The 25,600-nt window shown below is 73.5% G+C and carries 14 protein-coding genes; 6 read left to right on the top strand and 8 right to left on the bottom strand.

Annotation, left to right across the window (positions count from 1 at the left end; genetic code table 11):
* Positions 1–1,889 (bottom strand): M4 family metallopeptidase (locus ACH5AR_RS12630; protein ID WP_396301357.1); only part of this gene is annotated, 1,889 nt, incomplete at its 3' end.
* A 572-nt stretch (positions 1,890–2,461) separates the two neighbouring features.
* Complete coding sequence (pulA, locus tag ACH5AR_RS12625) at positions 2,462–7,978, bottom strand: pullulanase-type alpha-1,6-glucosidase (RefSeq protein ID WP_396301356.1); 5,517 nt, start codon at positions 7,976–7,978, stop codon at positions 2,462–2,464.
* A 317-nt stretch (positions 7,979–8,295) separates the two neighbouring features.
* Between pulA and ACH5AR_RS12620 the strand changes: the two genes are divergently transcribed.
* Positions 8,296–9,264 (top strand): phosphatase PAP2 family protein, encoded by a 969-nt coding sequence (locus tag ACH5AR_RS12620; protein ID WP_396301355.1) that lies wholly within the window; start codon positions 8,296–8,298, stop codon positions 9,262–9,264.
* Between the two features lie 70 nt (positions 9,265–9,334).
* Here the strand turns inward: ACH5AR_RS12620 and ACH5AR_RS12615 are convergent, their stop codons facing one another.
* Complete coding sequence (locus ACH5AR_RS12615) at positions 9,335–12,361, bottom strand: bifunctional [glutamine synthetase] adenylyltransferase/[glutamine synthetase]-adenylyl-L-tyrosine phosphorylase (RefSeq protein WP_396301371.1); 3,027 nt, start codon at positions 12,359–12,361, stop codon at positions 9,335–9,337.
* A 178-nt stretch (positions 12,362–12,539) separates the two neighbouring features.
* Between ACH5AR_RS12615 and ACH5AR_RS12610 the strand changes: the two genes are divergently transcribed.
* Positions 12,540–13,733, top strand: a complete 1,194-nt coding sequence (locus ACH5AR_RS12610) for an acyltransferase family protein (protein WP_396301354.1) — start codon at positions 12,540–12,542, stop codon at positions 13,731–13,733.
* On the opposite strand, the gene ACH5AR_RS12605 is transcribed toward ACH5AR_RS12610, so the two are convergent.
* Complete coding sequence (locus ACH5AR_RS12605; protein WP_396301353.1) at positions 13,700–14,944, bottom strand: hypothetical protein; 1,245 nt, start codon at positions 14,942–14,944, stop codon at positions 13,700–13,702. The genes ACH5AR_RS12610 and ACH5AR_RS12605 overlap by 34 nt on opposite strands.
* A 182-nt stretch (positions 14,945–15,126) precedes the next feature.
* Complete coding sequence (glnA, locus tag ACH5AR_RS12600) at positions 15,127–16,488, bottom strand: type I glutamate--ammonia ligase (protein WP_396301352.1); 1,362 nt, start codon at positions 16,486–16,488, stop codon at positions 15,127–15,129.
* Positions 16,489–16,674: 186 nt separating this feature from the next.
* Here glnA and ACH5AR_RS12595 point away from each other — a divergent pair, with 186 nt between their 5' ends.
* Complete coding sequence (locus ACH5AR_RS12595) at positions 16,675–18,429, top strand: NAD+ synthase (RefSeq protein WP_396301351.1); 1,755 nt, start codon at positions 16,675–16,677, stop codon at positions 18,427–18,429.
* A 40-nt stretch (positions 18,430–18,469) separates the two neighbouring features.
* Here ACH5AR_RS12595 and ACH5AR_RS12590 read toward each other — a convergent pair whose 3' ends face one another.
* The 3 genes from ACH5AR_RS12590 to ACH5AR_RS12580 all read right to left on the bottom strand — a co-directional run bounded on the left by ACH5AR_RS12590 (position 18,470) and on the right by ACH5AR_RS12580 (position 22,132).
* A complete protein-coding gene (locus tag ACH5AR_RS12590) occupies positions 18,470–19,525 on the bottom strand; it encodes an endonuclease/exonuclease/phosphatase family protein (RefSeq protein WP_396301350.1) in 1,056 nt (351 codons plus the stop codon).
* A gap of 210 nt (positions 19,526–19,735) precedes the next feature.
* Positions 19,736–20,365: a TetR/AcrR family transcriptional regulator gene (locus tag ACH5AR_RS12585; RefSeq protein WP_396301349.1), complete on the bottom strand. Its 630-nt coding sequence runs from the start codon at positions 20,363–20,365 to the stop codon at positions 19,736–19,738.
* Between the two features lie 159 nt (positions 20,366–20,524).
* Positions 20,525–22,132, bottom strand: a complete 1,608-nt coding sequence (locus ACH5AR_RS12580; protein ID WP_396301348.1) for an MFS transporter — start codon at positions 22,130–22,132, stop codon at positions 20,525–20,527.
* 325 nt (positions 22,133–22,457) lie between these two features.
* Between ACH5AR_RS12580 and panB the strand changes: the two genes are divergently transcribed.
* The 3 genes from panB to ACH5AR_RS12565 all read left to right on the top strand — a co-directional run bounded on the left by panB (position 22,458) and on the right by ACH5AR_RS12565 (position 25,356).
* On the top strand, positions 22,458–23,327 hold the full coding sequence (gene panB / locus ACH5AR_RS12575) for a 3-methyl-2-oxobutanoate hydroxymethyltransferase (RefSeq protein ID WP_396301347.1): 870 nt from the start codon (positions 22,458–22,460) through the stop codon (positions 23,325–23,327).
* A gap of 173 nt (positions 23,328–23,500) precedes the next feature.
* Entirely contained in the window at positions 23,501–24,523 is a 1,023-nt protein-coding gene (locus ACH5AR_RS12570; RefSeq protein WP_396301346.1) for an ATP-binding cassette domain-containing protein, read from the top strand.
* Entirely contained in the window at positions 24,520–25,356 is an 837-nt protein-coding gene (locus ACH5AR_RS12565; protein WP_396301345.1) for an ABC transporter permease, read from the top strand. Before ACH5AR_RS12570 ends, ACH5AR_RS12565 begins: the two co-directional genes overlap by 4 nt.
* Positions 25,357–25,600 lie beyond the last annotated feature (244 nt).

Here is a 25,600-nt window from a genome sequence, read left to right as displayed (position 1 = left end):
GGGGTGCAGCCGCCGCCACCGGTGGAGACCGTCCAGGTGAAGCTCGTGGAGGCCGACTTGCCCGCCGCGTCCGTCACCGTGACGGTGACGTTGGACGTGCCCGCCGTGGAGGCGGTACCGGTGATCGCACCGGTCGAGGAGTTGATCGACAGACCGGCCGGCAGGCCCGTCGCGGCGTACGACAGCGGGGCCGTACCGCCGGAGGCCTTGATCACCAGGTTGACCGCGCCGCCGACGGCGGTGGACTGGTTGCCCGGGTTGGTGACGGTGACGCCGCCCGGGTTGGGCGCGGTGCCGACGTTGACGCCCGCCCAGGCGGTGCCGACCGCCGTCAGCTCGGCGCTGCCGGCGCCGTACAGGTCGGTGGCCGCCTTCTCCGTCGCGGTGCGCGCCGCGGCGTAGTTGGTGGTGGAGGTCATGTAGGTGGTCAGCGCGCGGTACCAGATGGCCGCGGCCTTGTCCCGGCCGATGCCGGTGACCGCGATGTTGCCCTGGGTCGGCGAGTCGTAGCTGACGCCGTTGACGACCTTCGCGCCGCTGCCCTCGGCCAGCAGGTAGAAGAAGTGGTTGGCGACACCGGACGAGTAGTGGACGTCCTTGTTGCCGACGGTGGAGGACCAGTAGTCGGCGGAGGCGCCGTCCTTGGACGGCTTGTCCATGTAGCGCAGCGGCGTGCCGTTGCCGTTGATGTCGATCAGCTCGCCGATCAGGTAGTCGGGGTTGTCCGCCGGGATGTTGGCGGAGAACTCGACCATGGTGCCGAAGATGTCCGAGGTGGCCTCGTTGAGGCCGCCGGACTCGCCGGAGTAGTTCAGGTTGGCGGTGGCCGAGGTGACGCCGTGGCTCATCTCGTGGCCCGCGACGTCCAGTTCGGTCAGCGGCGCGGTGTTGTTGGCGCCGTCGCCGTACGACATGCAGAAGCAGGAGTCGTCCCAGAACGCGTTCACGTAGTTGTTGCCGTAGTGCACGCGGCTGTAGGCGCCGACGCCGTCGTTGCGGATGCCGCTGCGGCCGAAGGTGTTCTTGTAGAAGTCCCAGGTGGCCGCGACGCCGAAGTGGGCGTCCACCGCGGCGGACTCGCCGTTGTTGACGGTGCCGTCGCCCCAGGTGTCGGTGGACTTGCTGTAGAGCGTGCCGGTGCCCGAGGACCCGTGGTTCAGGTTGGTGGTGTAGCCGCCGCCGCGGGCGGCGTCCTTCATCTGGTAGGTCGACCCCGACTGGGTGGTGCCGATGGTGACGTTGCCGACGAAGACGCCCTTGCCGGAGCCGGTCTCGATGCCGTCCCACTGCTGGATGACCTCGCCGCTGGTGGCGTCGGTGACGACGTGCATCTTGCTCGGGGTGCCGTCGGACTTGGTCGAGGAGACGACGGTCTCCCAGGCCAGCCGGGCGTTGTTGTCGGCGGCCCAGACCACCAGGCGCGGCGCGGTCTCGACCGCGGTGCCCTGCTGGGCGGCGAGGGCGGCGTTCTGCGCGGCCGGGGCGGCCAGCTTCGGCGTGGTGCCCACACCGTTCAGCGAGGCGGTGCTGGCCCGGTCGACGCTCTTCGTCGCGCCGGTGGGCGCCTGGTGCACCACCAGGTCCCCGCCCAGGACGGGCAGCCCGTTGAGGGTGCGCTCGTACCGCAGGTGGCGGGTGCCGTCCGCGTCCTGGATGACGTCCTTGGTGACCAGCTGCTCGGAGCCGCTCAGGCCCAGGCTCTGGGCGATGGAGGCGGTCTGCTGGTTCGCCACGGAGATCAGCTGGGCGCGGCTCGCCTGCTGGGCCGCGACGGCGGCCGGCGCGTCCGGGGTGGCCGCCTGCGCGATCACCGGTATGCCGGTGACCAGCAGCGCGGTGGAGGCGGCCATGACAACCGCCGCCTTCCGGGCGTGAGCGTAACGGGACATGCGGACTCCTTTTCCGACCGGCGCTGGGTCGCGCACGGTGGAGAGAAACCTGGGCCGCGGGGTCGCGGCGCAGTGGGGGCCCCCGCCGGGTGCGACGGGAGTGCGGATGCGGTGCTCACAACTCGTTCGCAGGGGTTGGGACGCGCTGCACCTGAACTGGAGCGGCGGTACCGGGGGGTGGGGCCCCCTCGTCTACAGCCGGGGGAATCGTGGCAGCAAACGAGCCGTTAATGACAGATGCATGCCACGGATTGGCCGATTCATTACCGAAACCGTATGCAGCGCGGTCCGCCGGTTGTGTTACCCCGTCATGACCTCGTGAACACGGTTTTCATACCCCTGGCAAAGTTCGATCACTATCGGCGGTCGATGACCAGCACTCAGAGCCCCTGCCGATGGCGGCGGGTGGCCGTCGTCCTCCGACGGGCCCGGCACCTCACAGTTCCGGCCGTGCCAGTGGCACTTTCCGGCCATTGTGTGTCCGGAGCGGAACCAATGGCTCCCGCACCGGAACCGGGCCCCGCCCCACCTGAACGGTGGTGCGGGGCCCGGGAGTTGCCGGGGAAGGCGGATCAGTGCTGGACGAACACCGCGACGGTCCGGCCCGGCACGGTGAAGGTGCCGGTCGCGGCGTCGAAGCCGGAGGTCCGCACCACGGCGTCCGCCCCGCCCGCCTGGACGGGGTGCAGCGCCTGGCCGGTGCCCCGCAGCGCCGGCACGGTCTGCGCCTGCGCCGTGGGCGTGGCGTTGAAGACCACCGTGATCCCCTTCTCCGCCCCCGGCAGTCCGGTGCCGTCCAGGTGCAGGGTGATCACCCCGGGCGTCTCACCGGCGGTGCCGGACAGCGGGTACGAGAGCCGCTGCTGGACGGCGGCCAGGGTCGGCAGCGAGAACAGCGGCGAGGACCGCTTGATCCGCAGGAAATCCTGGTACTGCGCCGTGGTCGCCCGGATGTCGGCCGCCCCCACCGTCAGCTTCGGGTTCGCCAGCAGGGACCGCGCGGCCGCCCACTGCTCCCGGTTGTCCTTCGCGGGCGGCAGGCCGCGGCCCCAGCCGTTGCCGTCGGCGGCGTCCCAGTGGATCGCGTTGAACCAGTCCCCCGAGTCGTAGGAGTTGGCGTCGAGCGACTTGGAGCGCAGCAGGTCGCTGCCGGCCTGGGCGAAGCCCGCGCCCTGGGTGAGCGCGGTGAGCGAGAGCCCGAGCGCCTGCATCCGGGCCCGGTCGGCGGGCGCGGTACCGGCCGGCAGCTTGTACGCGAGCGCGTCGAACAGGTCGGTGTTGTCGTGGGCGTCCACGTACTCCACCGCCTCGCCGGGCGCGGCCGCGTAGCCGGTCGGGGCGCCGTTGTAGTCGACCTGGGCGCCGGTGACCGTCCTGCCGGAGCTGTCGGTGAAGGAGTAGCCGGCCAGGTTGCCGGTCAGCCCGACCTTCAACTGGTCCATCCGGTGCAGCAGCCGGGCCTTCTGCTCCTCCGGGGTGCCGTTCGCGGCCGAGCCGTTCGGGTCGCTGTACAGGCCCGAGGCGAAGCCCTGCTGCTGGGCGGAGTCCAGCATGAAGTTGCCGCCGCGGGCGGCGTCCCGGATCCGGTCGTCGAAGGTGGCGATGCCGGTGCCGGCCATGGCGGCCTGGGTGGCCTGCTCGAACCGGGCGTTGTTCGCGACGACGCCGAAGTTCCAGCCCTCGCCGTACAGGAGGACGTTCTTCCCGTCCACGCCGTCCGAGTCCGGCGTCATCTTCCGCAGCGCCGCCTGCACGTCCAGCATGGTGGACTTCGGGTCCAGGCCCATCAGGTCGAAGCGGAAGCCGTCCACCTTGTACTCCCGGGCCCACAGCGTCACCGAGTCGACCACCAGCCGGTTCATCATGGCGTGCTCGGGCGCGGTGTCGGCGCAGCAGCTGTCCGTCGTCACCTTGCCGTTGGCGTCCAGCCGCTGGTAGTAGCCGGGAACGACCCGGTCCAGCACCGAGTGCTCGGCCTGGCCGCTGGCGGCGGTGTGGTTGTAGACCACGTCGAGCACCACCCGCAGCCCGGCGGCGTGCATCGCCTGCACCATCCGCCGGAACTGCACGGTCCGGGCCGTCCCGTTCGGGTCCGTCGCGTAGGAGCCCTCCGGGACGTTGTAGTGCAGCGGGTCGTAGCCCCAGTTGTAGGCGTCGTCGGCGGCCACGGCCGCCACGCACTCCTGCTGCGCCGGGCCGTCCGGCGGAAGGGACTTGAGGTCGCAGGCCGGCAGCTTCTGCGCGGCCCGGTCCTCCCGGACGGTGGCGATGTCGAAGGTCGGGAGCAGGTGGACCGTGGTCACCCCGGCCGCGGCGAGCTCCCGCAGGTGCCGCATCCCGGCCGAGTCCGACTCGGTGAAGGCCAGGTAGGTACCGCGCTCGGCGGCCGGGACGGTGGAGTCCTCCACCGAGAAGTCCCGGACGTGCAGCTCCTGGATCTGCTGCTGCCCGGGCGGTACGGGCTTCGGGCGGGCGTGGTCGTCCCAGCCCTTCGGCTTCAGCTCCCCGGCGTCCAGGTCGGCGACCAGGCTGCGCGCGGAGTCGGTGGACAGCGCCACCGAGTACGGGTCGGTGACGGTGTTGACCACCAGCTGCTGCACCGAGGGCGCCCAGACCTTCACCTGGTACAGGTAGTACCTGCCGTCCAGCTCCTTCCGGTCCCGGACGACCTCCCACACCCCGGTCTCGTCGTCCCGCTTGAGCGGCAGCGTCCTCGGGGTGCCCCCGGTGGCGCTGTCGAAGACCTGGACGGACACCTGCGGGGCGGTCGGCGCCCAGAGCGAGAGCGCCACCTTGCCGTCGTAGTACGCCGGTCCGAAGTCGACCCTGCCGGTGCGTCCGGCGTACAGGTCGTCCAGCACGCCCGGGACCTGCACCCCGGTGGCGGCCCGCACGGCGCCGCTGGGCAGGTGCTCGGTGAACAGCAGCTGGCTGCGCAGCGCCGCCGGGACGCGCGCGGCGTCCCGGGCGTCCACGGTGAAGGCCCGGTACCCGGCCAGGTGGGGGTACGCGGCCTTCTGGCCGTCGGTCAGCCCGCCGGCGACGGGGCTGAGGCGGATCCACCTGCCTTGCCTGGTCAGCGCGCCCTGGTCGGCGCGGATGCCGCCCTCGGGGTCGTAGACCAGCTGGGCGCTGGTGCCGCCGGCCAGGGCGTCGTCGCCCGCGCCGTAGTCCGCCGGGACGACGACGGTCCGCGCGTCGATCCACTGGGCCTTGGCGCTGCCGAGGTCCAGCTGCGAGGCGGCGGCCGGGTCCTGCGGCAGCAGGTAGCCCTCGCGGCCGCCGAGGATCCACACCTCCCTGCCGTGGACGGCGAAGTCCAGCGACTGGTCGGCGGGCAGGTCCTTGTCGTCGCCCCGGTGCAGGATGTAGCCGAGGCTGGTGGCCCCGGGGGCCAGCGGCACCTCGAAGACGGCGCCGAAGGCGTCGCGGCGGGCCGGCGCCAGCGGCTTGCCCCAGTCGGTCGGGGCGGCGGCACCGGTCCAGTCGTGCAGGCCCCAGCCGTCGTAGTCGCCGTCGGCCCGGCGGTAGTGGATGACGGCGGTGTCCGCGGGCTGGCTGTTCGGCGGGCCCGGGTTCGCGGTGCGCACCGCCGGGTCGCCCTGCCGCAGCCACACCTCGCCGGTGGCGCCGACGTCGAGGTGCCGGTCGGCGTCGACGTCCTTGACGCCGTCCTTCTCCACGACGAAGCCGACGTCGGAGGCACCGGGCTTGAGCCGCACGTACGCGAAGGCGCCGTACGCGTCCCGCCCGGTGAAGGCGTGCCCGGCCGGCCACACGGTGGCCTCGCCGTCGGCGAGGTCGCCCCAGGCGTAGAGGTTCCAGCCGTCGTAGTCGCCGTCCGGCCGGTTGTAGTGGACGACGGCGTACGGGCGGGAGCCCGCGGTGGGCCGGGGCGCGGGTGCGGGGGTGCCGGTGGTGAAGCTCGCGGTGGCGGAGCGCAGGTGGCCGCTGGAGTCCTGCACCACGGCCTTGTAGCGCACGACGGTGCCGGGGGCGACGCCGGCCAGGTCCTGCGTCACCGCGTACGTCCCGGTGTCGGCCGTGCCCAGGGTCCGCCAGGGCCCGTCGCCGATCCGGGCGGCGAAGCTGACCCGGTTGAAGCCGCCGCCCGTCGTGGCGCCGACCGTCACCAGGCCCGTCGAGCCGTCGGCGGGCGGCCGCACCGAGATCGGCGGGGCCGCCGCCACCGGTGCCAGCCGGGAGCCGGCCTTGAACACCACGGAGGAGAGCGCCGGCACGGTGACCGTCACCCTGCGGTCGGCGCCGCTGGTGAGCCGCTCCCCCGCCGCCGGGTAGATCCGGTCGAAGCCCGCTCCGGCCGAGAAGGTGTCCAGGGTGACGGTCTTCGCCTCGGTGGCGTTGTTGACCGCGACCAGGTACTCGACCTGCTGGCCGGCGTCGATCCGGGAGAAGGCGTAGACGCCGGCGCCGTCGGCGGCGTACCGCTCGATCTGGGCGCCGTCGGCCAGGGCGGGGTTGTCCCGGCGCAGCTTCGCCAGCCCGGCGATGCCCCGGTAGAGCTCGCCGTCCTGCCCGTAGCGGTCGGCCGGGCCGGCCGGGCCGCCGAGCACCCGGTCGGCGTTGTAGGAGGCCGTGCGCGAGGCGAACACGTCCTGCCGGGCGTCCTTGTCGCCGCCCGCGCCGGTGAAGCCCTGCTCGTCGCCGTAGTAGACGACGGGCTGGCCGCGGGTGAGGAACTGGAGCTCGCCGGCGAGCCGGTCCTTGCGCAGCAGGGTCGCCTCGTCGGCGCCCGGGTTGTCGGCCAGCAGGAAGGAGCCGAAGCGGCCCATGTCGTGGTTGCCGAGGAAGGTCGGCAGCTCGTACGCGTCGGTGTCGGCGCTGGTGTAGCGGTAGTCCTGGCTGTAGACGTCGGCCAGGGCCTTCGCCGAGCCGCCCTGGGAGACGTAGGAGCGGGCCGCGCCCTGGAACGGGAAGTCCAGGGTGGCCTGGAGCCTGCCCTTGGTGACGTACGGCGACGTGACGGCCGGGTCTCCGGAGTAGACCTCGCCGAACATGAAGAAGCGCTTGTTGCCCTGCTTGGCGGCGAAGTCCTTGAGCGCGGGGGCCCACTGCTGCCAGAACGCCATGTCGACGTGCTTGACGGTGTCGATCCGGAAGCCGTCCACCCCGGCCTCCCTGATCCACTGCTGGTAGACCTTCTCGAAGCCCTTCACCACCGCGGGGTTCTGGGTGTCGAGGTCGTCCAGGCCGTTGAAGTCGCCCTCGGTGGCCGACTCGCCGACGAAGGTCGAGTCGCCGCGGTTGTGGTAGAGCGCCGGGTCGTTGAGCCAGGCCGGGGTCTTGGCGCCGGCGTCGGCCGGGGTGCGGAACACCGGGGTGTAGGGGAAGGAGTCCTTGGTGATCCGCGGCCAGGGGGCTCCGGCGGCGGCGACGGCGGTCTCGTCCACCGGGTTCCCGTCCGCGTCGAGCGTCGGGTAGGCGCCGGTGGAACGGTAGCCGTACTGCTTCTCGGCGTCGTCGAGCACGTCGGCGGTGTGGTTGGTGATGACGTCGAAGAAGACCTTGATGCCGCGGGCGTGCGCCTTGGCTATCAGCTCCTTGAGCTGCTCGTTGGTGCCGAAGTGCGGGTCGACCTGGGTGAAGTCGGTGATCCAGTAGCCGTGGTACCCGGCCGAGGCGTCGGCCCCGCTGCCCTGCACCGGCTTGTTCCTGAAGATCGGGGCCATCCAGATCGCGGTGGTGCCGAGGTCCTGGATGTAGTCGAGCTTGCGGATCAGCCCGGCGAGGTCGCCGCCGTGGTAGAAGCCCTTGTCGGCGGGGTCGAAGCCGTTGTCCAGCCGCCCGCCGGTGATGCCTCCGGTGTCGTTGGCGGTGTCGCCGTTGGCGAAGCGGTCGGGCAGGACGAAGTAGAACTGCTCGCGGGTGAGGTCGTGCCGTCCGGCGGTGGCCGCCAGCGCGGCGTCGGAGGGCGGGGCCGGCGGGGCGGCGGCGAGGGCCGCGGGGGTGCTGCCGAGGGTGGCGGCGGTCAGCGCGGCGGCCAGCAGCAGGGCCGTGCGGCCCGGTCTGCGCCGGGCGGTGGTTCGTCGGGACGTGCTCCGTCGCAGGCGGAGCGGGTCATCGGCCACTGAGGGCTCCCTTGGGGGAAGGGGCGATCGATTTCCCAGGAAGCTAGCGGCCTGCAATATGTTTCAGCAAGATGCAGAAATCGTTTCTTCGCAGGACGGTCCAGGCCGTGGACCGTCTCCGACCACCCCGATTACTCGCGTGGGGCGACGGGCGTGACAATGGGACGTATGTCCGTCCCACCGGTACGCACCGAACCCCCGAGCACCCCCTACCCCGGTGGTAGCCGGCCCCTAGCCCTCAGGGGGGACAGCCGGTGAAGAATCCACTTCCACAGGATGAGCAGACGGCTACGAGCGGTCTGGCAGACTTGCCGTCCATGGGGGAACCGACCGAGATCCAGCGAGGCGACGCCGGGCGCGCCGACGCGGCCCACGGTGGCGGTTCCGGAGCAGCGCAGGCCCGACCCGGCCGGCTGCCCGACGGAGCCACCCGTGCCGCCCAGACCCGCACCGCCGCCGTGCGCCGCCACGTCAGCGCCCAGCGCCGCTCGCCGGCCAGGCCGCGGATCTGGTTCGAGCTGGCGCTGATCGGGTTCAGCTACTGGATCTACTCGCTCGTGCGCAACGCGGTTCCCGAACAGGAAGCGATAGCCCAGAAGCACGCGCACTGGATCTGGGACCTGGAGCACCACCTCGGCATCGCCGTCGAGCGCTCGGTCAACCACGCCGTGGACGGCGTCGGGTGGCTCGTCACGGGGATGAACTACTACTACGCGACGCTGCACTTCGTGATCACCATCGGCGTGCTGGTCTGGCTCTACCGCAGCCACCCCGGACGCTACGTCGCAGCGCGCACGGTGCTGTTCGTGACCACCGGGATCGCCCTGGTCGGCTTCTACTTCTTCCCGCTGGCCCCGCCCCGGCTGATGACCGACGGCGGCTTCATCGACACCGTGAAGGTCCACGGCACCTGGGGCTCGATGGCCTCCGGGCCCGCCGCGCACGTCTCCAACCAGTACGCGGCCATGCCCTCGATGCACATCGGCTGGTCGACCTGGTGCGGCCTGGCGATCTTCTTCCTGGCCCGCCGGACGTGGGTCCGGGTGCTCGGCCTGCTGTACCCGGCCGCCACCCTGGTGGTGATCGTCTCCACCGCCAACCACTTCTGGATGGACGCCGTCGGCGGCCTGCTCTGCCTCGCGGTGGGCTTCCTCGCCGCCCGCTGGCTCTACCACGAGTGGGTCTACCGACTGCCCAGGGTGCCCGCCCGGGAGACGGCGGCCGAGCAGCCGATCACCGTCCCGGAGCAGTGGAGCGAGCCCGCCGTCGGCAGCGCCCGCCGCTAGAAACCGTCCGGAGGGGCCCCGCCCGGGGCCCCTTTCGCGTACCCCCGCCGGCGGCCGGCGGGGGCGCCCGTCAGCCGGTGCCGTAGAACAGCCGGTCCACCACCGCCCGGGCCCGCCGGGTGGTCCGCCGGTAGTCGTCCAGCAGCTCCCCGCTGTGCCCGGAGCCGTACCCGAGGTAGCGGGCCACCCCGGCCAGCTCCCGGGCCTCCCCCGGGAAGCTGTCCCCGGGCCGCCCGCGCACCAGCATCACCGCCGCGCGCACCCGGGAGGCCAGCACCCAGGCCGCGTCCAGCACCTCGGCGTCCTCCCGCTCGACCAGCCCGGCCGCCACCGCGGCCGCCAGCGCCGCCCTGGTCCGGGTGGTGCGCAGCGCCGGCACCTCGTGCCCGTGCCGCAGCTGGAACAGCTGGACCGTCCACTCGACGTCCGCCAGCCCGCCCCGGCCGATCTTGGTGTGGGTGGTCGGGTCGGCCCCGCGCGGCAGCCGCTCGGCCTCGATCCGCGCCTTGATCCGGCGGATCTCCAGCAGGTCCCGCTCGGGCACCCCGCCGCCCGGGTAGCGCAGCGGGTCGATCAGCTGCCGGAACCGCGCGCCCAGCTCCTCGTCCCCGGCCACCGGCTCGGCCCGCAGCAGTGCCTGGCTCTCCCAGGCGTGCGACCACCGCCGGTAGTACGCCGCGTACGAGGCGAGGGTGCGTACCAGCGGGCCGCTGCGGCCCTCCGGCCGCAGGTCCGCGTCGACCAGCAGCGGCGGCTCGGTGGACGGCGCGCCCAGCTGGGCGCGCAGCTCGTTGCAGACCGCCTGGGCGGCCCGGGCGGCCTCCTCCTCCAGGGAGCCGAGCAGCGGCTCGTGGACGAAGAGCACGTCCGCGTCCGAGCCGTAGCCCAGCTCGTGGCCGCCGAACCGGCCCATCGCGATCACCGCGATGCGGGTCGGCAGGTCCCCGTGCTCGGCCTCCCAGCCGGCGGTGCAGGCGCGCAGCGCGCCGCCCAGGGTGGCCGCGTTGAGCGCGGTGAGCGCCTCGCCCGCGGTGTCCAGCGCCTCGGCCGGGTCCGCCCCGAGCCGGCCGAGGACGTCGGCGGCGGCGGTGCGGAACAGCTCCCGGCGGCGCACCGAGCGGGCGGCGGCCACCGCCGCCCGGGTGGACCCGGCCCGGCCCACGGCGGCCAGCACCTCCGACTCCAGCGCCGCCCGGCCGCGCGGCTCCAGGCCCTGCGGGTCCCCCAGCATGGCCACCGCCTCGGGGGCGCGCAGCAGCAGGTCCGGGGCGAGCCGGCCGGCCGACAGCACCCGGGCCAGCTGCTCGGCGGCGGCGCTCTCGTCCCGCAGCAGCCGCAGGTACCAGGGGGTGCGGCCGAGGGCGTCGGAGACCTGGCGGAAGTTGAGCAGCCCGGCGTCCGGGTCGGCGGACTCGGCGAACCAGCCGAGCAGCACCGGCAGCAGGGTGCGCTGGATCGCGGCCTTGCGGCTCACTCCGGAGGCGAGCGCGCTGAGGTGCCGCAGCGCCGCCGCCGGGTCCGCGTAGCCCAGCGCCTCCAGCCGGGCGCGGGCCGCGTCCGGGCTCAGCCGGGTGGCGCCCGGCGGCAGTTCGGCGACGGCGTCGAGCAGCGGCCGGTAGAACAGCTTCTCGTGCAGCCGCCGGACCTCCATCGCGTGCCGCTTCCACTCGCGCTGGAGCGCGGCGACCGGGTCGGCGCGGGTGTCGTCGTTGATCAGCGCCGTCAGCGAGCGGGCCAGTCGGCGCAGGTCCTCCTCGGCGGTGGGCATCAGGTGGGTGCGGCGCAGCCGGTACAGCTGGATGCGGTGCTCCAGCGAGCGCAGGAAGCGGTACGCGGCGTCCAGCGAGGCGGCGTCCGCCCGGCCCACGTACCCGCCCCGGGAGAGCGCGGCCAGCGCCTCCAGGGTGTTGCCGCTGCGCAGCGCCGGGTCCGTGCGGCCGTGGACCAGCTGGAGCAGCTGCACGGAGAACTCGACGTCGCGCAGCCCGCCGGGGCCGAGCTTGAGCTGGCGGTCCAGCTCGGTGGCCGGGATGGAGTCGACCACCCGGCGGCGCATCTGCTGGACGTCGGCGACGAAGTTCTCCCGGGCGGCGGCCTGCCAGACCAGCGGGGCGAGCGCCTCCACGTACGCGGCGCCGAGCTCGGCGTCCCCGGCGACCGGCCGGGCCTTGAGCAGCGCCTGGAACTCCCAGGTCTTGGCCCAGCGCTGGTAGTAGGCGAGGTGGCTGGCCAGGGTGCGCACCAGCGGGCCGTTGCGGCCCTCGGGGCGCAGGTTGGCGTCCACCGGCCAGATGGTGCCCTCGCCGGTGGTGTCCGCGCACAGCCGGGTGAGGGCGGCGGCCAGCCGGGTGGCGGCCCGGAGCGCCTCCTGCTCGTCCACGCCCTCGCGCGGCTCGGCGACGAAGACCACGTCCACGTCCGAGACGTAGTTGAGCTCGCGGCCGCCGCACTTGCCCATGCCGATCACGGCGAGCCGGCAGGCCGCGGCGGCCTGCGGGTCCTGCTCGGCGGCGAGGTCCAGGGCGGTCTGGAGGGTGGCGCCGGCCAGGTCGGCGAGTTCGGCGGCGGTCTGCGCGAGGTCGGTGGTGCCGGTGAGGTCGCGGGCGGCGATGGCGAGCAGGCAGCGGCGGTAGGCGACGCGCAGGGCGTTCGCCGGGTCGAGGCCGTCCGCCCGCACGCCCTCGGCGAGGGCGCGGCGGAAGTCCTCCGGGCCGGGGTGCATGTCGCGCAGTTCGAAGGTGACCAGCACGTGCCAGTCGTGCGGGTGCCGGGCCAGGTGGTCGCCGAGCGCGGCGGAGACGCCGAGCACGCCGAGCAGCCGGTCGCGCAGCGGCTTGGAGGTCGTCAGGGTGTCGCGCAGGACGTGCCGGTCGGCCTCGTCGGCGGCCTCCAGCAGCCGGGCCAGCCCGAACAGCGCGAGGTCCGGGTCGGCGGTGGCGCCGAGCGCGTCCAGCAGCACCGGGTCGTCGGCCAGTCCCTCCAGACCGGGGCCCTCCAGCAGCCGCACCGCCCTGGCCGGATCGGTGAACCCCCGCCGGACCAGCCGGTTCTCCGGCCGGCTGATCCTGCTTCCGGCCCGTTGCTCCTCCACCGCCATCGACCCCTCCATCCGGTCCGCTCCAGCAGGTTACGCGCCCGCACAGCCCGTCGCCGGACACGTCCGCCGGGCGGACGCCCCCGGCCGCGGCGCGGCCCCGGCCGTGACCGGGCGTGACTTCCGCCCGCCGGGCTCGTTCACCCCGTCGCCGCCCCCGTCCCCCTCCCCCGGAGCGCCGATGCCCACGACCGGCCCCAGCCGGCTGCCCTCGCTCACCGGGCTGCGCTTCTGGGCCGCCCTGCTGGTGGTGCTCTACCACCTCTCCCGCAAGGTGGGCGGGCTCCCGCTGCTCAGCCCGCTCGCCTGGTACGGGCGTTCGGGCGTGACGTTCTTCTTCGTGCTCTCCGGCTTCGTGCTGGCCTGGACGTACGGCGCCTCGCCGGCCCCCGCCGCCGTCTTCGCCCGGCGCCGCTTCGCGCGGATCTGGCCGCTGCACGTGCTGACCACCGCGCTGTCCCTGGGCGCGGACGCGGCGGTCGGCGCGGCGCTGCCGGTGGTGGCGGCGCTCTGGTCGCTGGCGCTGGTGCACCCCTGGGCGCTGCCCACCGTGTACGGCGGCAACCCGGCCTCGTGGTCGCTGGGCGCCGAGGCCTGGTTCTACCTGCTGTTCCCGCCGCTGCTGCGGGTGCTGGCCCCGCGCCCGCGCGCCTGGCTGCCGCTGGCGCTCCTATGCGCGCTGCTCGGCCCGCTGCTGTGGGCGGCGGGCCCGCTGCTGCCCGCAGACCCGGCGCTGCGCGGCTGGCTGCTGGACTACCTGCCGGCGGCCCGCACCCCGCAGTTCGTCCTCGGCGTGGTGACCGGCCTGGCCGTGCGGCACGGCGCGCTCCCCGGGCCGCGGCTGCCGCGGCCGGGGCTGCTCCCGGCGGCCGCCGCCGTGGTGCTCTGGCACCTGCTGCTGGTCCCCTGGCACGCCGCCGTGCCGGACGCGCTCTGGTACGGCCCGTACAGCGCCTCCCAGCTGCTGCCCGCGCCGCTGTTCGCCGCCCTGCTGGCGGCCGCGGCCCGGCGGGACGCCGCGGGGGCCCCGCCCCGGCTGCTGGCGGGCCGTACCGCCGTGCGGCTCGGCGAGTGGTCGTACGCCTGGTACCTGGTGCACGAGATCGGCCTGCGCTGCTGGCTGGCGGTGCTGGGCCGCCCGGCCCCGGGGGCCGTGACGCTCGGCGCCTGGCTGCTGCTGGCCGGCGGCTCGCTGGCCGTCGCGGGGGCGCTGTACCACGGGGTGGAGCGCCCCTGCGAGCGACTGCTGCGCGGCGCCCCGCGCGGCCGGGACACGGCGGCGCCGCTGCCGCCCCGCGCGGGGCGGGTGGTGCGGCAGCGGCGCCGGGGGCCGACGGGGGATCAGCCCTCGGTGGAGCCGTCCAGGTTGACGTAGGCGTAGAAGACGCCCAGGTCGTAGCCGTCCTTGTCGGTGTCGAACATCACCTTGATGCCGGTGTCCCCGTTGCGCAGGAACGGCGAGATGTCCCAGCGGTTGGAGTCGTAGCCGAAGTTGTTGCGGTTGTACGGGGTGCGGACGAACTGGTCGGCCGGGGCCAGCTCCTCGATGGTGGAGTTGAAGGCGTCGTTGGAGGCGTGGTTGAGGTCCGAGAAGAGCGCCTGCGGGCCGTTGGTGGACTTGATGGCGAGGGTGTCGCCGGTCCACTTGAGGTCGCCGTCGTAGACGACGAAGCCGAGCTTGCCGGCCACCGGGCCGGTGGCCGGGGTCCGCAGCCCGGTGAGGTCGAACTCGCGCGGCGGGCTGTCCGGCAGCTCGACCCGGAAGCCGTCCCACAGGTGGATGTGCCGGTAGGGCTTGCAGTCGTTCTCGTACGCGACGACGATCGTCCAGCCGCCCCAGCTGTGCGGCTTCACCACCGAGTCCATGTTGGCGACGGTGTAGGTGCCGTTGCCGGCCTGCTTGACCAGGTCGGTGATGTCGGCGGAGGCCTGGTAGCTGCTCTCCACGTCGGTGGTGATGTAGCCGATCGAGGACTGGTCGTTGGCGATGTTGCGGTACTGCGACTCGCCCGGGAGCTTCAGGTACACCTCGTCGATCTGGTTCTCCGGCAGCACGACGTCGCCGATGCCGCGGGTGCCGCCCCAGTACAGCCGGGCGCTCTTGACGGTGGAGCCGTCGATCAGCCCCAGGTCGGCGGAGCTGGCGGAGTAGATCGCGTCGCCGAGCGGGCCGACGCTGCCCGGGTCGATGTTGATGTACTTCATCTCGTACTTGTTGTTGATCGGCCGGCTGCCGAGGCCCTTGCGGGCGTCCTCGCAGGGCGGCTGCTCCGGGTCGAGCGGCGCCTTGGTCTCGTCACAGGTCATCAGCGAGTTGCTGATCCGGGTGATGGAGCCGTGGAAGTCGCCCTCGAAGCGGGTGGTGAACGGCAGCTGGTTCTCGGCGATCGTGAAGGCCCGCGGCTTCGCGTGCCGCGCGTGCTGGACACCCGCCTCCGCGCCCTGGGCCGTGCCCGAACCACGGGCGTCGGCGAGGGTCGGGGCGGCCAGCAGTTGGCCCGCGACGGCGGTGAGGACGGCACCCGCGACGCAGGTCCGGCGGACGAGCAGTCGGGTCGCGGCGGCGCGGCTGACGGAGGAGGTCATGTGATCCTCTTTCAGGACGGAACGGACGAGCAGAGCTCATCGGACCACGACGCTCCGTCACAGAAGCATCACATTCCGCCACCACACCGGCGATCCGTCGCAGATCCACTCCAGAGGAGGGCCCGCTGCCGTCCGCTCGGACGACAGCGGGCCGCAACGGGTTTGGGCGGCCGCGCCCCGGCTCAGAGCACCTGGAGGTTCTTGCGCAGCTCGAACGGGGTGACCTCGGAGCGGTACTCCTCCCACTCCTGGCGCTTGTTGCGCAGGAAGAAGTCGAACACGTGCTCGCCGAGGGTCTCGGCGACGAGCTCGCTGCGCTGCATCAGGTCGATGGCCTCGCCGAGGTTCTGCGGCATCGGCTGGATGCCCAGGGCGCGGCGCTCGGAGTCGGACAGCGCCCACACGTCGTCGTCGGCGCCGGGCGGGAGCTCGTAGCCCTCCTCGATGCCCTTCAGGCCGGCCGCGAGGGTGACGGCGTAGGCGAGGTACGGGTTGCAGCCGGTGTCCAGGGAGCGGACCTCGATCCGGGTGGAGCCCTGCTTGCCCGGCTTGTACATCGGCACCCGGATCAGGGCCGAGCGGTTGTTGTGGCCCCAGCAGATGTAGGACGGCGCCTCGCCGCCGGCCCCGGCGGTGCGCTGGGAGCCGCCCCAGATCCGCTTGTAGGAGTTCACCCACTGGTTGGTGACGGCGGCGGTCTCGGCGGCGTGCCGGAGCAGGCCGGCGATGAAGGAGCGGCCGACCTTGGAGAGCTGGTACTCGGCCCCGGACTCGTGGAAGGCGTTGCGGTCGCCCTCGAACAGCGAGACGTGGGTGTGCATGCCGCTGCCGGGGTGCTCGGAGAACGGCTTGGGCATGAAACTGGCGTGCACGCCCTGCTCCAGCGCGACCTCCTTCATGACCAGCCGGAAGGTCATGATGTTGTCGGCGGTGGACAGCGCGTCGGCGTAGCGCAGGTCGATCTCCTGCTGGCCGGGGGCGCCCTCGTGGTGCGAGAACTCGACCGAGATGCCCATCGACTCCAGCATGGTGATCGCCTGGCGGCGGAAGTCGTGGCCCACCCCGCGCGGGGTGTGGTCGAAGTAGCCGGACTGGTCGGCGGGGATCGGCGGGGTGCCGTCGCCGGGCAGGTTCTTCAGCAGGAAGAACTCGATCTCCGGGTGGGTGTAGAAGGTGAAGCCCTGCTCCGAGGCCTTCTCCAGGGTGCGCTTGAGCACGAACCGGGGGTCGGCGTAGGAGGGCGAGCCGTCCGGCATCAGGATGTCGCAGAACATCCGGGCGGTGCCCGGGGTCTCCGAGCGCCAGGGCAGGATCTGGAAGGTGGTCGGGTCCGGCTTGGCGATCATGTCGGACTCGTACACCCGGGCGAACCCCTCGATCGCCGAGCCGTCGAAGCCGATGCCCTCCTCGAAGGCCTGTTCCAACTCGGCCGGCGCCACCGCGACCGACTTCAGGAACCCCAGGACGTCGGTGAACCACAGCCGGACGAACCGGATGTCACGCTCTTCGAGCGTCCGAAGCACGAACTGCTGCTGCTTGCCCATGGGGACAGTCTCACCTCTGCTCTTTACGCTCGTGTTACGCCTCGGAGGACCTCGCAAAGGCCTCGCAAAGCGGCTGCCCCCATCATGGCCGATCCCCGCCCGGCCCGGCAGTGCCGACCCCGCCGCGGGCGCCCGCCGGCGCTTCCGCCCAGGACATCGCGTCAGTTAGACGATTACACTCGGGGCATGCCCGTTCTCCGTCTCGCCCTGTGCCAGACCGACCCCTGGGTCGGCGACCTCGACCGCAACGGCGACGAGGTGGTGCGCTGGACCAAGCAGGCCGTCGGGGCCGGCGCCCAGCTGGTCGCCTTCCCCGAGATGGCCCTCACCGGGTACCCGGTGGAGGACCTCGCCCTGCGCCGCTCCTTCGTCGAGGCCTCCCGCGGCGCGCTGGTCGCCCTGGCCGGCCGGCTGGCGGCGGAGGGGCTGGGCGAGGTCCCGGTGGTGGTCGGCTACCTCGGGCGCTCCGAGCACGCCTCGCCCCGCTTCAACCGGCCGGCCGGCTCCCCGCAGAACTGCGCCGCGGTGCTGCACCGGGGCCGGGTGGCGACCCGCTTCGCCAAGCACCACCTGCCCAACTACGGCGTGTTCGACGAGTTCCGCTGGTTCGTCCCGGGCGACCAGCTGCCGGTGCTGCGGGTCGGCGGGGTGGACGTCGCGCTGGCCGTCTGCGAGGACATCTGGCAGGACGGCGGCCGGGTCACCGCCGCCCGCGAGGCCGGCGCCGGGCTGCTGCTGGTCATCAACGGCTCCCCGTACGAGCGGAACAAGGACGACCAGCGGCTGGAGCTGGTGCGGCGCCGGGCGGCCGAGGCGGGCTGCGCCCTGGCCTACGTCAACATGGTCGGCGGCCAGGACGAGCTGGTCTTCGACGGCGACTCGATCGTGGTCGGCGCGGACGGCCGGGTCCTGGCCCGCTCCCCGCAGTTCGAGGAGCACCTGCTGGTGCTGGACCTCGACCTGCCGGCCGCCTCGGGCGACGACACCGACGGCCTGCTGCTGAGCGACGGGCTGCACCTGGTCCGCACCGAGGTGGGCGACGGGGCCCGGCCCGCCCCCGCCGTACGGCTCACCGCCGAGGTGGCGCCGCGGCTGTCGGACGAGGCGGAGATCTGGGCCGCGCTGGTCTCCGGCACCCGGGCGTACGTGACCAAGAACGGCTTCTCGTCCGTGCTGCTCGGGCTGTCCGGCGGCATCGACTCGGCGCTGGTGGCCGCGATCGCGGTGGACGCGCTCGGCGCGCGGCACGTGCACTGCGTCTCGATGCCCAGCCGCTACTCCTCCGGGCACTCCCGGGACGACGCGGCCGAACTGGCCCGCCGCACCGGGCTGCACCTGCGGACCGTCCCGATCGCCCCGATGGTGGACGCCTACCTGGCGGCCACCGAGCTGACCGGCCTGGCCGAGGAGAACCTCCAGTCCCGGCTGCGCGGCACCCTGCTGATGGCGATCTCCAACCAGGAGGGGCACCTGGTGCTCGCGCCCGGCAACAAGAGCGAGCTGGCGGTCGGCTACTCGACGCTGTACGGCGACTCGGTGGGCGCCTACGGGCCGATCAAGGACGTCTACAAGTCGCTGGTGTTCCGGCTGGCGCGCTGGCGCAACGAGGAGGCCGAGCGGCGCGGCGAGGTGCCGCCGATCCCGGAGCACACCATCACCAAGCCGCCGTCCGCCGAACTGCGGCCGGGCCAGGTGGACGCCGACTCGCTGCCCGACTACGACCTGCTGGACAGCGTGCTGGCCCGCTACATCGAGGGCGACGAGGGCCGGGACGCGATCGTGGCGGCCGGCTTCGACCCGGCCCTGGTGGACCGGGTGGTCCGGCTGGTCGACACCGCCGAGTACAAGCGGCGCCAGTACCCGCCGGGCCCGAAGGTCTCGGTCAAGAACTTCGGCCGGGACCGCCGCCTGCCGATCACCAACCGCTGGCGGCGCGGCTGACCACCCGGCGGCACTGCCGGCCGGCCGGCGGCGCCGACGGTCACCGCGCGGAGTACCGGTAGGTGGCGGCCACCGGGAGGTGGTCGCTGCCGTCCCGGTCCAGGGTGCGGGAGTCGACCGGGTCCAGCCCGCCCCTGCTCATGATCTGGTCGATCCGGGCGGCCGGGAAGGCGGCCGGCCAGCTGAAGCCGAAGCCGTCCCCGGCGGCGCCCTGGGCCGAGCGCATCTGCGAGGTGACCGGCGCCAGGCTGCGGTCGTTCATGGTGCCGTTGAGGTCGCCGAGCAGCAGGACCTTCTTCAGCGGCTCGGCCTGGATGGCGTCGCCGAGCGCCTGGGCGCTGACGTCCCGCTGGTTGACGGTGAAGCCGCCCTCGGCCTTCAGCCGCACCGAGGGCAGGTGCGCCACGTACACCGCGACCGGGCCCTGGGGGGTGGTGACCTCGGCGCGGAAGGCCCTGGTCCAGCCGATCCTCAGGTCCACCGGGGTGACGTCGCCGATCGGGTACTTCGACCAGAGCCCGACCGTGCCCTCCACGGTGTGGTGCGGGTAGGCGGCGGCGAGCCCGGTCTCGTACCCGCGCAGCTGCCGGCCGGCCAGCTCCTGGAGGGCGACGATCTGGGCGCCGGAGTCCACCAGGGTGCGCACGGTGCCGGGCACGTCGGTGTTGGCGGCGGCGACGTTGTGGCTGACCACCGTCCAGTCGCCGGTACCGCCGCTCCTGTCGCTCAGCAGGCCGCCGAACAGGTTGAGCCAGAGCGCGACGGGCAGCAGCAGGGCGACCAGCGCGGTGGCGGAGCGGCGCAGCAGCGCGGGCACCAGCAGCACCGGGACGGCCAGGCCGAGCCAGGGCAGGAAGGTCTCCAGCAGGCTGCCGAGGTTGCCGACGCTGTTGGGCACCTCGGCGTGGAAGGCGAGCAGCGCGGCGGTGAGCGCCGCCAGCAGGGCGACCACCAGGCCGCGGCGCCAGGTGGTGCTGCCGCGGGCGTCCCGGCCCCAGTGGCGCAGGCCGAGGAAACCGCCGCGGGACGCGGGGGCCGGGCCGTCGGCGCCGCCCCCGGGGGCCGCGATCCGCTCGGTCCTGTCCGCCTGCGCCATGAAGTGGCTCCCGTCGCTCGTGCCGCCGCCGTTCCGGTGCCCGTCCCGTGGACGGTGCGGGCACGACCGGCCGGTGCCGGTTTGATCGGATACCCGGCTCAGCCTATGCCGGGACAGACGTCGGGCCCGGGGAGCGGGTTCCGGCGCGGCCCGGTTTGGTGAGCCAGGCCACGTCCGGGCCGTCCGGCGGGCGGGCGCCGTCCGGGCCGGTCAGCGGGGGGCGAGGCCCTCCAGCACGGAGTCGACCATCTTGCGGGCCAGGTCCGGGTCCTCCAGGTCGGAGTCGTCCCACAGGACGCTGCGGTAGATGATCGGGCCCATCAGGAGGTCGCCGAGCAGGTCCACGTCGAGGTCGGAGCGGAGCACGCCCTCGTCGATGGCGCGGCGGATGAGGTCGAGCCCGGCGTCGCGGCGCGGCTTGATCACCCGTTCGCGGTAGGCGCTGTGCAGCTCGGGCAGGCTGTGCATCTGGCCGAGGGCGGCCTTGAGGACCCAGCGGGTGCGCTTGGCGAGGCCGCGCCGGCGCATGTAGTCGATCATGGCGATCAGGTCGTCCCGGGCGTCGCCGCCGGTCGGCTCGGGCAGCGGGTCCTCCAGCCGGCCGACCGCGTCGACGAGCAGGGCCTCCTTGTTGGGCCAGCGGCGGTAGATGGTGGCCTTGCCGACGCCGGCGGCGGTGGCGATGCCCTCGATGGTGAGCTCCGGGAGCGTGGCGCCGCCGGCCATCAGGTCCTCGACGGCCCGGAAGATGGCCTGCTCGGCGGCCTCGCTGCGGGGCCTGCCGCGGCGCCCCTCCGCGCACTGCCGTCCGGTGCCGTCGGCCGGCGTGTCCGTCCTCATCCCCGCTGCCTCTCCCTCGTCCTCCCCGGTCGCACGGCGCCGTGGGGTGTCCCTCGGTGGATCCACGGCAGCTGTCTGCCCGGACCGAGGCCCTGCCATCCGGGGCCCACCCGGATGACAGGGCCATTGTCACTCAGTCGCGGCACGGCCTGCCGCGGGTCAGGCGTCCGCGGCCGCGGCCTCCCGCTCCCGGCCGGGCTGCTCGGGGGCCGGGCCGGCGGGGCCGGCGGGGGCGGCCGAGCGGCCCGGCAGCAGGAACCAGGCGACGACGGCGCCGACCACCGAGACGCCGACCGAGATGCCGGCCACCACGTGCATGGCGTGGATGAAGGAGTCGTTCGCCGGGCCGATCAGCGCCTCGCCGCCGGGGATGCGGCCGGCCACGGCCAGGGTGGCCTCCAGCGACTCGCCGGCCTTGTCGCGCAGCCCCTCGGGCAGCCGGGCCAGGGTGTCGGCCATCCCGTCGCGGTAGACGGTGGAGAGCACCGCGCCGAGCACCGCGACCCCGAGCGAGCCGCCGACCTGGCGGAAGGTGTTGTTGACGGCCGAGCCGGCGCCGGCCTTCTCCCGGGGCAGCGAGGCCATGATCGCGACGGTGACCGGCGGCATGACGTGCGCCATGCCGGCGCCCATCACCAGGCCGAGCAGGACCAGCACCCAGATCGGGGTGGTGGCGGTCAGCACGACGTAGCCGACGAAGCCGACGGCGACCAGCAGCATGCCTCCGGTGGCGGTGGCGGCGACGCCGATGCGGTCGACCACCAGCCGGGCCCGCGGGGCGAACACCAGCTGGGCGGCGGCCAGCGGCAGCATCAGCACGCCGGCCTGGAGGGCGCTGTAGCCGCGCACGCTCTGGATGTAGAAGACGCCGAAGAACGAGACGCCCATCAGCGCGAAGAAGATCACGCCGACGACCACCACGGAGGCGCTGAACACCTTGTTGCGGAACCAGGTGACGTCCAGCGCGGGGAAGGCGGTGCGGCGCTCGAACCAGACGAAGGCGACCAGCGCGACCACGCCGACCAGGGCCGGCGCCCAGGCCTCGACCGCGGTGAAGTCGGCCAGCTCGCCGCCCTTGATGATGCCGTAGATCAGCGCGACCAGGCCGACGATCGACAGCAGCACGCCGACCGGGTCCATCCGGCCCGGGTTGGGGTCCTTGGACTCGGGCACGAGGAGCACCATCGCGATCACCGCGACGACCACGATCGGGACGTTGACCAGGAAGACCGAGCCCCACCAGAAGTGCTCGATCAGCAGGCCGCCGGTGATCGGCCCGATGGCGATGGCCAGGCCGACCGCGCCGGCCCATATCCCGATCGCCTTGGGCTGCTCGGAGCGCTCGAAGACGTTCATGATGATCGCCAGCGTGGCGGGCATCGCGAGCGCGCCGCCGACGCCCATCAGGGCGCGGTAGCCGATCAGCTCACCGGGCGAGGCGGCCAGCGCGGACAGCAGCGAGGCGACCCCGAAGACGACCATGCCGCTCAGCAGCGCGCGCTTGCGTCCGAACCGGTCCCCGAGCAGGCCGGAGGTGAACAGCAGCCCGGCGAAGACCAGGGTGTACGAGTTGATCGACCATTCCAGGTCGCTCTGGGTGGCGCCGAGGCCGACCGGCGCGGGCGTCGCGATGGTCTTCATCGCGACGTTGAGGATCGAGTTGTCGAGCACGACGACGAGCAGGGCCAGCACCAGGGTGCCGAGGATCGCCCAGCGCCGACGGTGGATGGCTTCCGGCACGCGAGGCGGTGCGGCTGCGGTGGTCATTGGTGTTCCCGTCCGTGTTGAGGTGGCACTGGCGGGCAATTCCGAGTCGAATGCGTCTCGTAACCCCCCGGGCACCAGGGTAGCGGCAGATTCGATACGAGACGAATCCGTTTCGTAAAGACCGGGCAAACCCGGCGGCCTCCCCGCGCACCCCGGCGCGCCCTCCCGGGCACCCCGCGCGGGCCTTTGGCGCACCCGGTGTGCCCCGGATCGCCCCGCGACGACCGCACCCCCCTTTGCGCCGGGGCCGGGGCGTGCAAGCATGGAGGTGATCCGGGGACGCCGTACGGCGCCACGAGACGACAACCCTTCAGGAGTCCGTTCGATGAACGCTTCTACGCCTTCGCCTGCCCAGAACCAGGCGACGACCGCCACCCTCTACGGCGGGGTCACCAACCGGCGGGTCACCGTCCGCGACCTCGCCGCCGCCAAGCAGCGCGGCGAGAGGTGGGCGATGCTCACCGCCTACGACGCCCTCACCGCGGGCGTGTTCGACGAGGCCGGCATCCCGGTGCTGCTGGTCGGCGACTCGGCGGGCAACTGCCACCTCGGCTACGAGACCACCGTCCCGGTGACCATGGATCAGATGGTGGTGCTCTCCGCCGCCGTCGTCCGCGGCACCAAGCGGGCCATGGTCGTCGCCGACCTGCCGTTCGGCTCGTACCAGGAGTCCCCCGCGCAGGCCATGCACAACGCGGCCCGGCTGATGAAGGAGGCCGGGGTCGGCGCCGTCAAGCTGGAGGGCGGCGAGCGCAGCGCGCGTTCGATCGAGCTGCTGGTCGAGGCCGGCGTCCCGGTGATGGCCCACATCGGCCTCACCCCGCAGTCCGTGCACGCCCTCGGCGGCTACCCGGTCCAGGGCCGCGGCGACGAGGCGGCGCACCAGCTGCTGCGCGACGCCAAGGCCGTCCAGCAGGCCGGCGCCTTCGCGGTGGTGCTGGAGGCCGTCCCGGCCGAGCTCGCCGCCCAGGCCACCGCGCAGCTGGCGATCCCGACCGTCGGCATCGGCGGCGGCCCGGACACCGACGCCCAGGTGCTGGTCTGGACCGACATGGCCGGCATGACCGCCGGCCGGGTGCCCAGGTTCGTCAAGCAGTACGCCGACCTGCGGACCGTCCTCGGGGACGCCGCCCGCGCGTACGCGCAGGACGTGCGCACCGGCGCCTTCCCGGCGGCGGAGCACAGCTTCCACTGACCGGCCCCCGCGGCCCCCGTTCCGGACCGGAGCGGGGGCCGTCGCCGTACCCGGCCGCGGTGCGCCCGCACGGACCCGACGGCGGTGACAGTCCGGACGGCGGTGACAGCGGGGTGACAGCGCGGGCGGGCCCGTGACAGGGAGCTGACAGCCGGGGCGGACAGCCTGGGGGCATGACACGAATCGCGACGGCCCCGAACGACCGGGGTACCACCTCCCGCAACGCCGTGGAGGTGCACGGCATCGTCAAGCACTACGGCGCGACCAAGGCCCTGGACGGCGTCGACCTGACCGTCGAGGAGGGCACCGTCCTCGCGCTGCTCGGCCCCAACGGCGCGGGCAAGACCACCCTGGTGCGCGTCCTGTCCACGCTGATCAAGCCCGACGCCGGCACCGCGTTCGTCGGCGGCTACGACGTGCTGCGCCAGCCCAAGCAGCTGCGTCGCACGATCGGCCTCACCGGCCAGTACGCCTCCGTCGACGAGCTGCTCTCCGGGTTCGAGAACCTCTACCTGATCGGCCGGCTGCTCGACCTCCCCCGCAAGGAGGCCAGGGCCCGGGCCGCCGAGCTGCTGGAGCGCTTCTCGCTCACCGAGGCCGCCAAGCGGCCCGCCAAGACCTACTCCGGCGGCATGCGCCGCCGCCTCGACCTGGCCGCCAGCATGATCGGCCGCCCCCGGGTGCTCTACCTGGACGAGCCCACCACCGGCCTGGACCCGCGCACCCGCAACGAGGTCTGGGACGAGGTGCAGCGGATGGTCGCCGAGGGCAGCACCGTCCTGCTGACCACCCAGTACATGGAGGAGGCGGAGCAGCTCGCGAACGAGCTGACCGTCATCGACCGCGGCCGGGTGATCGCCAACGGCGCCGTCTCCGAGCTCAAGGCCAGGGTCGGCGGCCAGACCCTCCAGGTCCGCCCGGCCGACCCGGCCGAGCTGCCCGAGATGGCCCGCTGCCTGCGCGAGGCGGGCATCCTCAACGCCACCGTCTCCGCCGACACCGGGCTGCTCGCCGTGCCGATCACCGGCGACGACCAGCTGACGGCGGTGGTCGGGGTGCTCGGCACCCGCGGCTTCGCCGTCGCCGGCATCGACACCAAGGTGCCCAGCCTCGACGAGGTCTTCCTCGCCATCACCGGAAAGCCCGCGTCCGCCGCGGTGCCCGCCCCCAGCCCTGCCAAGGAGCCCGTCGCATGACCACCGCCACGCTCACCCCCTCCCGGGCCGCGGACACCCGGCCGCCGGCGGAGGACGGCCGGATCGGCCTGTCCGGCACGCTGCGCCACGTCGGCGCGCTGACCAGGCGCAACCTGATGCGGATCAAGGCGGACCCGGAGTCGATGTTCGACGCCGTGCTGATGCCGATCATCTTCACGGTGCTGTTCGTCTACGTCTTCGGCGGCGCCATGTTCGCCGGGAACCAGGACGCCTACAAGCAGTACATGATCCCCGGCCTGCTCGGGCAGACCGGCATGACGCTGGCCCTGGCCGTCGGCACCGGGCTGAACAGCGACTTCCAGACGGGGGTGATGGACCGCTTCCGCACCCTGCCGATCGGGCGGGCCTCGGTGCTGCTGTCCAAGATCGTCGCCGAGTCGCTGCGCGCCCTGCTCTCCTCCGCGATCCTGCTGTCCTTCGCCTTCCTGCTCGGCTTCGAGCTGAAGACCGGCGTGCTGGAACTGCTCGCCGCGGTGGGCCTGTCGATGGTGTTCGGCATGTCGATCGTCTGGATCTCGATGCTGCTGGGCATGGCGCTGAGGAGCGCCCAGGCCGTCCAGGGCGCCTCCATGCTGGTCCTGATGCCGCTGCAGTTCGGCAGCTCGATCTTCGCGCCGACCGACACCATGCCGGGGTGGCTGCAGTCCTTCACCAAGGTCAACCCGCTCTCCGCGCTGGCCGACGCCTCCCGGGCGCTGCTCAACGGCCAGGGGGCGGTGGCCCATCCGGTGATGATCGTGCTGATCTGGTCGGCGGCCGCCACCGCGGTCTTCGCCCCGCTGGCGGTGGCCCGCTTCCGCAAGCGGACCTGACCCCACGACCGCCGTCGGCCCGCCCGGCTCCCGCCGGTCCGGGCCGGCGGGGCGGCCGGCCGCCCGGGACAGGCGCCGGCCGCGGCACGGGCCCGTACGGACGGCGACCAGGGGACGGGCGCCGTCCGTACGGGCCCGGGGGGGGGGGGCCGGCCCCCCCCCCCCCCCGCGGGGGGGCGGGGCCCGCGGGCCCCCCCCCCCCCCCAACCCGCACCCCCCCCCCCCCCCCCAACCCCGGGGGGGA

Source organism: Kitasatospora sp. NPDC018619 (assembly GCF_044391605.1).
In the GTDB taxonomy this organism is placed as follows: Bacteria; Actinomycetota; Actinomycetes; order Streptomycetales; family Streptomycetaceae; genus Kitasatospora.
The sequence above is the reverse complement of the archived record's forward strand: the minus strand, read 5'-3'. Positions and strand labels throughout refer to the sequence as shown.

What these genes read in the sequence shown, in the direction of transcription:
- ACH5AR_RS12620 (WP_396301355.1), top strand. Translation starts at nt 8,296, where the DNA reads ATGGGGGAACCGACCGAGATCCAGCGAGGCGACGCCGGGCGCGCCGAC.
- ACH5AR_RS12615 (WP_396301371.1), bottom strand. Translation starts at nt 12,361, where the DNA reads ATGGCGGTGGAGGAGCAACGGGCCGGAAGCAGGATCAGCCGGCCGGAG.
- ACH5AR_RS12610 (WP_396301354.1), top strand. Translation starts at nt 12,540, where the DNA reads ATGCCCACGACCGGCCCCAGCCGGCTGCCCTCGCTCACCGGGCTGCGC.
- ACH5AR_RS12605 (WP_396301353.1), bottom strand. Translation starts at nt 14,944, where the DNA reads ATGACCTCCTCCGTCAGCCGCGCCGCCGCGACCCGACTGCTCGTCCGC.
- glnA (WP_396301352.1), bottom strand. Translation starts at nt 16,488, where the DNA reads ATGGGCAAGCAGCAGCAGTTCGTGCTTCGGACGCTCGAAGAGCGTGAC.
- ACH5AR_RS12595 (WP_396301351.1), top strand. Translation starts at nt 16,675, where the DNA reads ATGCCCGTTCTCCGTCTCGCCCTGTGCCAGACCGACCCCTGGGTCGGC.
- ACH5AR_RS12590 (WP_396301350.1), bottom strand. Translation starts at nt 19,525, where the DNA reads ATGGCGCAGGCGGACAGGACCGAGCGGATCGCGGCCCCCGGGGGCGGC.
- ACH5AR_RS12585 (WP_396301349.1), bottom strand. Translation starts at nt 20,365, where the DNA reads ATGAGGACGGACACGCCGGCCGACGGCACCGGACGGCAGTGCGCGGAG.
- ACH5AR_RS12580 (WP_396301348.1), bottom strand. Translation starts at nt 22,132, where the DNA reads ATGACCACCGCAGCCGCACCGCCTCGCGTGCCGGAAGCCATCCACCGT.
- panB (WP_396301347.1), top strand. Translation starts at nt 22,458, where the DNA reads ATGAACGCTTCTACGCCTTCGCCTGCCCAGAACCAGGCGACGACCGCC.
- ACH5AR_RS12570 (WP_396301346.1), top strand. Translation starts at nt 23,501, where the DNA reads ATGACACGAATCGCGACGGCCCCGAACGACCGGGGTACCACCTCCCGC.
- ACH5AR_RS12565 (WP_396301345.1), top strand. Translation starts at nt 24,520, where the DNA reads ATGACCACCGCCACGCTCACCCCCTCCCGGGCCGCGGACACCCGGCCG.